11 protein-coding genes are annotated in these 10,777 nt (G+C 55.1%); 8 read left to right on the top strand and 3 right to left on the bottom strand.

Annotation, left to right across the window (positions count from 1 at the left end):
• From QMX84_RS04155 to QMX84_RS04135, 5 genes are all read left to right on the top strand, one after another.
• Window positions 1-430, top strand: a 430-nt coding sequence (locus QMX84_RS04155) for an RHS repeat-associated core domain-containing protein (RefSeq protein ID WP_282363245.1), incomplete at its 5' end; no start/stop codon positions are given.
• Window positions 427-936, top strand: coding sequence for a DUF4265 domain-containing protein (locus QMX84_RS04150; protein WP_282363244.1), 510 nt, complete (start codon window positions 427-429; stop codon window positions 934-936). The genes QMX84_RS04155 and QMX84_RS04150, both read left to right, overlap by 4 nt.
• Before the next feature lie 306 nt (window positions 937-1,242).
• Window positions 1,243-2,493 (top strand): RHS repeat-associated core domain-containing protein, encoded by a 1,251-nt coding sequence (locus tag QMX84_RS04145; protein ID WP_282363243.1) that lies wholly within the window; start codon window positions 1,243-1,245, stop codon window positions 2,491-2,493.
• A 660-nt stretch (window positions 2,494-3,153) separates the two neighbouring features.
• Window positions 3,154-3,732, top strand: a complete 579-nt coding sequence (locus QMX84_RS04140) for a hypothetical protein (RefSeq protein WP_282363242.1) — start codon at window positions 3,154-3,156, stop codon at window positions 3,730-3,732.
• A 26-nt stretch (window positions 3,733-3,758) separates the two neighbouring features.
• Entirely contained in the window at window positions 3,759-4,916 is a 1,158-nt protein-coding gene (locus QMX84_RS04135) for a PatB family C-S lyase (RefSeq protein WP_282363241.1), read from the top strand.
• 63 nt (window positions 4,917-4,979) lie between these two features.
• Here the strand turns inward: QMX84_RS04135 and QMX84_RS04130 are convergent, their stop codons facing one another.
• The gene (locus QMX84_RS04130) at window positions 4,980-5,861 is read right to left on the bottom strand and encodes a LysR family transcriptional regulator (protein ID WP_153334923.1); all 882 of its coding nucleotides are present in this window, start codon (window positions 5,859-5,861) and stop codon (window positions 4,980-4,982) included.
• A gap of 132 nt (window positions 5,862-5,993) precedes the next feature.
• Between QMX84_RS04130 and lldD the strand changes: the two genes are divergently transcribed.
• Entirely contained in the window at window positions 5,994-7,136 is a 1,143-nt protein-coding gene (gene lldD / locus QMX84_RS04125) for an FMN-dependent L-lactate dehydrogenase LldD (protein WP_153391071.1), read from the top strand.
• Between the two features lie 25 nt (window positions 7,137-7,161).
• On the opposite strand, the gene QMX84_RS04120 is transcribed toward lldD, so the two are convergent.
• Window positions 7,162-8,100 (bottom strand): AEC family transporter, encoded by a 939-nt coding sequence (locus tag QMX84_RS04120; protein WP_262124524.1) that lies wholly within the window; start codon window positions 8,098-8,100, stop codon window positions 7,162-7,164.
• A 492-nt stretch (window positions 8,101-8,592) separates the two neighbouring features.
• Here QMX84_RS04120 and QMX84_RS04115 point away from each other — a divergent pair, with 492 nt between their 5' ends.
• Window positions 8,593-9,333: an SDR family oxidoreductase gene (locus QMX84_RS04115; protein ID WP_282363240.1), complete on the top strand. Its 741-nt coding sequence runs from the start codon at window positions 8,593-8,595 to the stop codon at window positions 9,331-9,333.
• An 83-nt stretch (window positions 9,334-9,416) separates the two neighbouring features.
• Complete coding sequence (locus tag QMX84_RS04110) at window positions 9,417-9,986, top strand: hypothetical protein (protein WP_282363239.1); 570 nt, start codon at window positions 9,417-9,419, stop codon at window positions 9,984-9,986.
• A 20-nt stretch (window positions 9,987-10,006) separates the two neighbouring features.
• On the opposite strand, the gene QMX84_RS04105 is transcribed toward QMX84_RS04110, so the two are convergent.
• Window positions 10,007-10,762: an IclR family transcriptional regulator gene (locus QMX84_RS04105; RefSeq protein WP_282363238.1), complete on the bottom strand. Its 756-nt coding sequence runs from the start codon at window positions 10,760-10,762 to the stop codon at window positions 10,007-10,009.
• Window positions 10,763-10,777 lie beyond the last annotated feature (15 nt).

Here is a 10,777-nt window from a genome sequence, read left to right as displayed (position 1 = left end):
GCACTACAACCGCTATCGGTACTATGATCCGCAGGTCGGGAGGTTTATCAGCAAAGACCCGATCGGGTTTGCGGGTGGGCTGAATGTCTATGCGTATGCGCCGAATCCGGTGGGGTGGGTTGATCCGCTGGGGTTGGCTCGCATCCCGAAATCAGTTAAACAAAAAATTTCAGACGAAAATAGGGATTTTTTTGGAGTGGAGACATGTGAAAGTTGCATTTCCGCAGTTGTACCAGGACAAAAAAGTACAAAAGGCATTAGCCCGCCATCCAATGAACGTCAGTTTGACCATATCGAAGCCGACTCACGCGGTGGCTCAAATGATGAAAATAATACACAACTTTTATGTAGAAAATGCAACCGGGGCTTCTCAAACAATTCAAAACCAAACTTCAGAATACTAAATCGTATAGACGGCGCTCAACAATGACTTCTCAATCACTCAAAAAAATAACATTCAAACTAAACCAAGATATGGAAGACTATCCACCACTCGAATTCGAATCATTATGGGGAATTCAAATAAAGCCACACACATACAAAGTAGACAATATCCCCTACTACATTTATGGCGTAAGCAAAGGAGATATCATTTTAGCTATAGAAAGCAACAAACAAATCCAGGCATCGTACCTTTTATACAGAGGTGGGCACTCAACGCTACGCGTATTTGCTGAAAACAAAAGCGATCGCATTAAAATCATTAACTATGCAAAAAAAAATGGCGCTCAGTGCACTAGTCAAAAAGGGAGCTCACTACTTGCTATTGACATCCCCCCCAGCATAGATTTTCATAAAATCGATGCTTTCCTTTCAAATCAATCAGACAACAAAACTATTGCCTATGAAGATGCCTGCCTGCAACACACTATAAGTGACATAAATCGGATTAATGAGTGCTACTCACTCGCAACGATCCCGATCTGGGCAAATTGATATTCACACTGTATTTTTGAGCTTATTACTGATGACATTCGGATAGTTTAGTGAGCGAATCCTTCCTCACACGCAGGCTTAAATATGAAGACAATAACAGACTAAGGTTACCTGGTGATGCATATCACTTGTACAAAAGGTCATATCCAATACTTATAAAAACTACCTATTCCGTCAGCGACGTAAGGGTAGCACTGCAAGTTATGAAGACCTTCGCGGTACCGGACTGATCACCAGTGACTCACAAGTATGGTGCAGCGCTGACCATAAAGTTCATAGCTCTTTAACAGTCGGGCAACACCGGCATTGGCCTCCCGTTGTCAGTGCCTGCAAGTATTAAGACAAACCTTCGCCCTCTACCCTGCCAGCAGTCTGCGCGACTACTTCGGCCAGCACTACACCTACGACGCCCGTGGCAACCTGCTTGAACGCCTCGACAACGGCAAAAAAGCCCGTTTCACCTGGGACCTCTACGACCGCCTGACCCGCTACGAAGACGACCGCCTGATCGCCGACTTCGCCTACGACGCTCTGGGGCGACGGGTAGCCAAATACTCCAAAGCCCATTGCCCGCCCAGCCCCGGCGCCGGCCCGGCGTGGATCGAGCAACAGCAGCGCACGCTCAACGCCCAATACGACTGCGGCCAAAACATCTACGGCTGGGACGGCGACACCCTCGCCTATGAAACGCGCTACAGCGACAACCCTGGCGAACGACGCCTGATCCACTACTTCTACGAACCGGGCAGCTTCATCCCCCTCGCCCAAACCGTCGAAAACCGCAGCCTGTCGCTAGTGCGCGAGCCAAGCCATGAAAACGGCTACCACATCGACCGCGACCCGCTGTGGCAACACCAACCCGTGGCGAAACCATTCAACGCCATGGCCTGGTACCAATGCGACCACCTCGGCACCCCGATGGAACTCACCGACCAACGTGGCGAGATTGCCTGGACTGGGACCTATCAAGCGTGGGGGCTAGCCAAGGAAAAGCGTACCGACAGCGCAACTCGCGAAAACATCCGCAACCCGCTGCGCTTTCAAGGGCAGTACTTCGACACCGAAACCGGGCTTCACTACAACCGCTATCGGTACTATGATCCGCAAGTCGGGAGGTTTATCAGCAAAGACCCGATCGGGTTTGCGGGTGGGCTGAATGTCTATGCGTATGCGCCGAATCCGGTGGGGTGGGTTGATCCGCTGGGGTTGAACCGTACCAATAAACAAGGACGCTATCACGGACCAAAACCCCAATATCACAATCCCGGCCATCATGACCTCTCATCAGGAAACTTCAGAGGCGGCGGATCGAAAACATCAATAATCCCTCAAAACGCAGAGCAACTTTACAAGCGAGCAATACCTGACGTCGATGGAAGGCACTGGTATGCCATGGACGAAGACGGGGTGATTCACAGGTTTGGGAACAGCAATGACGGAAATGTTCACTGGAACGGAGATTCATCGCAAGGACGCGGCGTCCCACTTCCACCTGAGATTGAAAAAAGATTTAACGCCATGAGAAAAGACTGTATTTGCGGAGTAAAAAAAAGATGAGCAAATCATTCGTACGACTCGACACATTCTTCTCAAACGACAAAAAACACATTTTCTCAAGATGCCAATTTGTGTTTCCCTCAACAACAATTGGAGATTACGACCAAACCACTTTAACAAATACATTAATAGCTGCATTCGAAGATCTAACCACGCGACTAAGCAATTACCACCTAGAAAATTGCACCCTAAATAACATAAACACCGAACTGCCATTACTGATATCGCACAACATTAGAAACTCCTGCCTACCGATTGATGTCGAAAGCTTTGATGGGGATCAAGCAGCTTTTTTCCTTATTGAAAACGAAGAAAAAATTGCACTAAAACCGTGGAATTCAAATAGCATCACACTAGAAAATCTGAGCCTAATTAAATTTAAGTACGAAATTATAAAAACTACAGAAAAGTTAAAAAAACAAAAAACTTTTCTAACTAATCATTCATCAACTTAGACACATAGCCACCTTCATCACTTAGCTACGAGCCGAATACTGTGAAGTGAATAAATAGTCGAGCAAGAGTAATTATTACGTCAACGGCGTCTTGGGCTGCATGAAACATGCTTTCGGTGCCAGCCTGATCGCCAGCAAGTCGCGCACTTTGATTTGTCGCTAACTTCACACGGCACTGTTCTTTAACAAGCAGCCATCATCGGTATTGGCCCAGCGTCGCCAATGCCTGCGGACTTACGACCCGCTCGGCTGCCTGCTCGACCTCAAGGCTCCGCGCCGGCCCATCCACCACCCGCCGCTCAAGCTCCTCGACAACCTCCTTGAACGCCTCGACAACGGCAAAAAAGCCCGTTTCACCTGGGACCTCTACGACCGCCTGACCCGCTACGAAGACGATCGTCTGACCGCCGACTTCGCCTACGACGCACTGGGGCGACGCGTAGCCAAATACTCTAAAGCCCACTACCTACTCAGCCCCGGCGCCGGCCCGGCGTGGATCGAGCAGCAACAGCGCACGCTCAACGCCCAATACGACTGCGGCCGAAACATCTACGGCTGGGACGGCGACAACTTGGCTTACGCATCTCGCCCCCATGAAACCCGCCGACCAACACGGCGCAATCCCGACCCTCCAAACCTAAAACCGATCAACACTCCCAACCTGCACACCCCATCGTCTTTTAACACCAGACGGTGGCCGTTTGGTGCCAACGGTGCGTACTATGACGCCCGTTTCAATAACGCGATCCAAGTGCCCCATACGGCGATGCATGCCTTGCGCTGACGCCATCTAACTCTTTTGAGAACAGCATGACTTTTGACTTCGATACGCTGCTGGATCGTGCCGGCAGCGGCAGTAAAAAATGGGGCCGCTATCCGGATGAGGTTCTGCCGATGTGGGTCGCGGACATGGATTTTGCCGTCGCTCCGGTCATTCAGCAGGCCTTGCAACAGCGCATTGCACACCCTGCTTTCGGTTATTGTCTGGCTACCGACGCGTTGCGTAACACGCTGGTTGATTACCTTTGGCATGCCTATGCCTGGCGGATCGAACCTCAGGACCTGGTGTTTCTGCCAGGTATAGAACCCGGCGTCAGTATGGCGCTGCGTTCATTGATCGAACCGGGTGCGGGGGTAGTTGTGCAGACCCCGAACTACGCGCCGCTGCGTAATGCCGCCAGCCATTGGCAGTTGCCAAGCATTGAGTTGCCGTTCCAGACCAATGACCAAGGCCACTGCTATACCGATATCCCGGCACTGCACGAGGCGTTGGCCAGCGCCGGTGCGCTGCTGTTGAGCAACCCGCACAATCCGTTGGGCAAAAGCTTTTCTGCCAGCGAACTGACAGATATTGGGCATGCCTGTGTGGAGCACAACGCGCTGATCATCAGCGACGAAATTCACGCCGATCTGCAATTCGATGGTCTGCGCCATGTGCCTGTTGCGTCACTTGATCCGCAGTTCGCGCACCGCACGGTGACTCTGATGTCAGCCAGCAAGGCCTATAACATCGCCGGTCTGAAGACCGCGTTTGCGGTGATCCAGAACCCACAGCTACGTAATCGGTTTGATAACGCCCGCGCCGGCATGGTCGACAGTGTGAATGCCTTGGGTCTGGAAGCCACTCGCGCCGCCTACGCCGATGCAAAACCGTGGTTGACCGAGTTGCTGGCTTACCTGCAGGGCAACCGTGATTACCTGCTTGAAGCCGTGCGCACGCGGCTGCCGGGTATTACCCTGCATGCGCCGCAAAGCACTTACCTGGCCTGGCTGGACTGTTCTGCACTGGGCCTGGACGACCCGCAGCGCTTTTTCCTCGAAGAAGCCAAGGTTGCCCTGAGCGCCGGGACTGAGTTTGGCGCAGCCTGTCAGCAATTTGTACGGCTCAATTTCGGTTGCCCGCGTTCGACCCTGGAAGAAGGTCTGGCCCGGATGGAACGCAGCTTGAGGGGCACCACAAAACCGTAGGAGCGTGCTTGCCTCGCGATCTTTTGATATTAAAAGATCGCAGCCTTCATACCTCAGCAGCGATTACCCGATGTTCATTTCCCTGGCCAGTTCCAGCCAGGCTTTGGCGGCGGGTGGCAAGTGTGCGTTGGCACGCCAGGCCAGGGCGATGTGCCAGTCAGTGTGCGGTTCATCCAGCGGCACCAGAGCAATGCCCGCATGTTGGTGTTTGTGCGCCAGCATGCGCGGTAAGAAGGCCACGCCCAGATCCGCCGCCACCAGGTCGACGATAAAGTCGATCTGCCCACTGCGGGCCGTAACACGCGGCACTACGCCTTTGCGCTCGCAGGCGGCCATGATCTTTGCGTTCAGTGCAAACCCCGCTTCAAACAGAATGAAGGGCGAATCCGCGAGGTCGGTAAAATCAATGCGCTTGCGCCGCGAAAGCGCATGACCCGCCGGCAGCACCACAATCAACGGCTCATTGCGCACAGCCTGATAATCAAACGCCTCATCCATCGGAATCAACAGCGCCGCCAGGTCAACCTCCCCGGCCTCAAGGCATTCCTGAAGGCGCTTGCTGCCATGCTCAATCAGTTCGATGTCGACCTGCGGATAGCGCTTGCGGTAGGTGGCAAACATCGCCGCAAACAGCACGCCACAGCCCACCGGTGGCAAGCCGATGCGCAACCTGCCACGCTTGAGGTCGAGCAGTTCGTTGATTTCAGCGAGCATGTCACTACGCTCAGAGAGCAAAACAAGCGCACGCCGGTAGGCGATTTCACCGGCGGCCGTTAGCTCGACTTTGTGACCGGCGCGGTTAAACAAGGGCGTGCCCAACTCGTCTTCAAGGGACTTGACCGCCTTGCTGACGGTGGACTGCGTCAGTGACACCACTTGCGCCGCTTGGGAGAATCCGCCCTGGCGTACAACCTCGACAAAGGCTCGCAATGTTCTCAGATTCATAGGTATTCCAATTTCGACTTAACATAAGGAATAAAAGTCGTTTTTATCATAATTGGTTTTTGCCTATCTTGAACCCACCTCGGCGACACGGCGCGGTCACTGAGCTCATCTGGTTTTTGAGGAATGATTGACATGATTATTTCATCCGCTTCCGATTATCGCGAAGCCGCTAAACGCAAGTTACCGCGCTTTCTGTTCGACTACATCGACGGCGGTGCCTACGCCGAGCACACCCTGCGCGCCAACAGCGCCGACCTCTCGTCTATTAGCTTGCGCCAACGCATCCTGCGTAATGTCGAGAGCCTGAGCCTCAAGACCACGCTGTTTGGCCAGGAACACGCAATGCCGGTCATCCTCAGCCCGGTCGGCCTGACCGGCATGTTCGCCCGTCGCGGTGAAGTGCAGGTGGCCAAGGCTGCCGCCAACAAAGGTATCCCTTATTGCCTGTCGACGGTGTCGGTGTGCTCCATTGAAGAGGTGGCGTCGCAGAGCCCGCAGGCGATCTGGTTTCAGTTGTACGTGCTCAAAGACCGCGGCTTTATGCGTAACGCGCTGGAGCGTGCCCAGGCAGCGGGCGTAACGACCCTGGTGTTCACCGTTGACATGCCCACCCCAGGCGCACGTTACCGCGATGCCCACTCCGGGATGTCCGGGCCGTACGCCTCCTCGCGGCGCATCCTGCAAGCCATGACCAAGCCAAGCTGGGCGCTCGATGTGGGCCTGTTGGGTCGCCCCCACGACTTGGGCAATATCACTAAATACCGGGGCAAACCTACCACGCTGGAAGACTACATTGGCTGGTTGGCCAACAACTTTGACGCGTCCATCAGTTGGAAAGACCTGGAATGGATCCGTGAGTTCTGGAAAGGCCCGATGATCATCAAGGGCATCCTGGATCCGCAGGACGCCAAGGATGCGGTGAGTTTCGGCGCCGACGGCATTGTTGTCTCCAACCATGGCGGCCGCCAACTCGATGGCGTGCTGTCCACCGCCAAAGCCTTGCCCGCGATTGCCGACAGCGTAGGCGATGACCTGACCGTCCTCGTCGACTCCGGCATTCGTTCCGGGCTGGACGTAGTGCGCATGCTGGCACTGGGCGCAAAAGGATGCTTGCTGGGGCGCTCCAGCGCTTATGCACTGGCGGCTGACGGGCAACACGGGGTTGAAAACCTGCTGGATATCTTCAGCAAGGAAATGCGCGTCGCCATGACGCTCACAGGTGTTACCTCGATCGACCAGATCGACCGCTCTACCCTGACCCAGGGCGATTATTGATTATCGCCCCGGCCTGACGTATTGATCAGGCAGCCAGCCCGCCGTCTATGAGGTAGATGGCGGCAGAAAACGTGACGATCGACAACACGGTACTGATCAAGATGGAAGTCGCGGCCTCGCTCTGATACACACCGGCCTGGTTGGCGAACATGGCCGGTATCGTCGCCGAGGGCAGCGCACTCAACAGGATCATTTGCTGGGCAAACAAACCGTGCCTGCCCAGTACCACCATCGCCCCAAACATCAAGGCCGGCTGAACAAACAGCTTGAGCCCCAGGTTGGTCCATACCTCACCCGACATCTTCAACGTGTCGGTAGACATGATCAAACCCAGACAGAACAGCGAAACCCCTGGCGTTGCCTTGCCCAGAAGGTTGAACGACTCGGCGGCCACGGCGGGCAATTTAAACTCCAGCATGGACAGCAGAATACCCAGCGCAGGCGCCCACACCAGAGGTCGGCGCACTGCCGTTGACAGGCTCGACACAAACGCCTGAACACCGCTGTCTTTGCCATCGGCGATAGTCAGCAACGTGATAGTCAGGGGGATCATGATCAAGGTTGCGACAAGGTTTAAGACCAGCACCGAATAGATGCTCTGCGGCCCGTACATGGCACCCAGGATGGGGATCCCCATAAACGCGGCATCCGGAAAACCGTTGACCAGCCCTTTGAGGGTCGCCGCCTTGAGGTCGCGAAGGCGCAGCCAGCCAATGCCCAGCGCCAGCAGGAACATGCCGATGATGCCAATCACCGTCGCGAAAATGTACTTGAAGTCTAAGAGCTGCGCCCGCGGTGTATTCGCCATGCCAACGAAAAGCAGAGCCGGCATGATCCAACCGAGTACCAGGCGGCTGATCAACAAACTGTCCGAGTGGGTTAACTTCCCGCGCTTACCGGCGATGAAGCCGAGGAGGATGACGCATGCAACAGGCAAAAGAGGCCCTACTATCCTGTCTAACACTTCTTGAATCCTCGACTTTATTTTTATCTCTGGAGAGTGATCCCGACACACTCCGCACGCGGCATCACACCCGGTAACTGCGGCTACCGAACGTTGCACACGCACGCGATGAATTCGGGGTCAATACAGCGGATCAGATGGCCAAGGCCTGGGCGCCCATACACAGGCGGTTTATCAACCGTGTCGAGCAGCAGTTGTGCTGGGGTGTTGCGCCGTTTGAGCCGGCCACACGCTCACGCGCTGTCGGTTTCAAAGTCAGCGGAAAGTAATTGAGCTACCGTTGTTCAGCAAATTAAAAAACATGACTTATTCTTCATTTTTGCTCTAAGCGGTGCGCAACATTATTGTGATTTTACGAATAGAGATTGCAGCTAAGCCCTATTTATTCAGCCCAATGAACATGCAAACCTTTAGACAGAGCACGCTTCAGCTCACCCGCACGACTACGCAGGCGTTCCGGGGGCCAGGTTATTTTCTTAAGGGTTTTAACTCATGAACACGTCCAGCAAAAAAGTCGCCATCGTTACCGGATCCTCACGGGGCATTGGCGCAGCCATTGCCGAACGCCTTGCGCACGATGGTTTCGCAGTGGTGGTCAACTATTCGGGCAATGCGGCGCCAGCCCACGCTCTGGTCGATAAGATCACTCAGCAGGGTGGCAGCGCAGTCGCGGTTCAGGCCGATGTCAGCGACAGTGCGGCGGTCCAGCAACTGTTCAAAACCACCCTCGACACCTTCGGCGGCGTCGATGTACTGGTCAACAACGCAGGGATCATGGCGCTGGCCCCCTTGGGCGATACCGACGACGCGACCTTCGACCGACTGCTGGCGATCAACGTCAAAGGCACCTTCAATACCCTGCGCGAAGCCACCAGGCACCTGCGTGATGGCGGGCGGATCATCAACTTTTCGTCCAGCGTGACCGCCCTGCTGCAACCGACCTACTCAATCTATGCCGCCACCAAAGCCGCAGTAGAAGCCATGACCAGCGTCCTGGCCAAAGAACTGCGCGGTCGCACTATCACCATCAACGCCGTGGCCCCCGGCCCGACGGCAACCGACCTGTTCCTTAACGGCAAACCTCAGGAAGTAATCGATCGCCTGGCCAAACTGGCGCCGCTGGAACGCCTGGGCGAACCTGCGGATATCGCAGCAGTTGTGTCGTTCCTCTCGGGCCCGGACGGTGCCTGGATCAACGGCCAGACCCTGCGCGCCAACGGCGGGATTATTTGAGCCATTGATGACACCTGGTCAGGTCGGCCAAAAGGCCGACCTTTTTTTACTGCTCACGCCAACCACCTGCAACCAAGACCACGATGAATTTTCAGGTCAATACAGCGCATCGGCGGCGACTCAATTATCTGTACGGCACCCTCCTTGCGCTGTTGGTCGCATGGGGACTGAGCCTGTGTACAGGCAAGCGCACACCCGATGCCATGCAAGAGATGACGATGAAACCCTCTATTACCTATTTGCATTTACTGCGGCATACGCCTTTTTTCACCGCACTGTCGACGGAACAACTGCAGTGGGTGATCGCCCACTCAATGGAGTGGGCGGCCGAGCCGGGTGCCGTGATCGCCAAAGCCGATCAACAGGCAACTTCAGCCGCGGATTACTGGATCCTGCTCGATGGCGCATGGCAAGTCGAGCATGACGGCCAGGTCTACCCCAGCCAACATGCCGACCCTGGCAAATGGTTCAACATCCGCGAGGCAAAAGACCGCAAGTGTGCTCTGGTCACTACACAGAACAGTTACGTGATGCGCATCACCGAAGCCGATATGCAAACAATGCTGGAGCGCGGCTTTGGGTTCGGCCAGCACCTGCATGACGGAAAAAAATACTACGACGCATTATTCCCCGTCCAAGCGTATGTCCAGTAAACCCAAGAGCCGGGAACAGGCTAATCAATGCTGCGCAGCCCATTGACCATATCGTCCCGGCATTTCAGGAGGGCGGCTTTCACCGCGTCTTTGGCCTGATCAATACGCCACACCGGGCCAACCACATCGATCGCATAGCGGCCCTGCGGTGTTTGCAGCCCCACAGCTATTGCGCCCACACCCAGCGTATGTTCATCAAAATCCAGAGCGAATCCATCCTCGCGGATCGTCTCCAGTTGCTCCAGCAACTGGGACAGCGACGGGGTTTTTTCGGTGAGCGGTTTGAGTGCCTTGCCCAGTAATTGCCGAATGGCTTGATCAGGCATCGTGGACAACAGGATTTTTCCTCCGGCCGTGGCGTAAATGCTCAGAAAACTACCGGCGACCGGCGCAACCCGCAGTGCATGAGGTGAGACCACAGATTGAAGAATCATCATTTGCGCGCCACTGGCACTGACCAAGCTTGCTGTCTCACCCGTCACACGAGACAACTCCTCAAGGTAGGGCCTGGCTTTTTGGGTGATATCGACGTGGCTGTGGGAGGCCAAACGCATCAACGCCGGTCCCAGGCACACGCCACCACGACCGTGCACCTCCAGCAGTTCTTCCTGTGCAAGTGCGTCTACCAGCCGCTGGACGGTTGAGCGCGGCAGGCCGCTACGCTTGGCGATGGCCCCCAGGCTCAGGCCCGAAGGCTCATCCTCCAGACAGCGAAGAATCGCTGCCGCGCGTGAGATGACCTGAACACCGCCACGGTCAGTTTCCTGAATAGTCATAAGATTGTCCTTAGT

The sequence above is a fragment of the Pseudomonas sp. PS01297 genome (assembly GCF_029959305.1).
In the GTDB taxonomy this organism is placed as follows: Bacteria; Pseudomonadota; Gammaproteobacteria; order Pseudomonadales; family Pseudomonadaceae; genus Aquipseudomonas; species Aquipseudomonas helleri.
The sequence above is the reverse complement of the archived record's forward strand: the minus strand, read 5'-3'. Positions and strand labels throughout refer to the sequence as shown.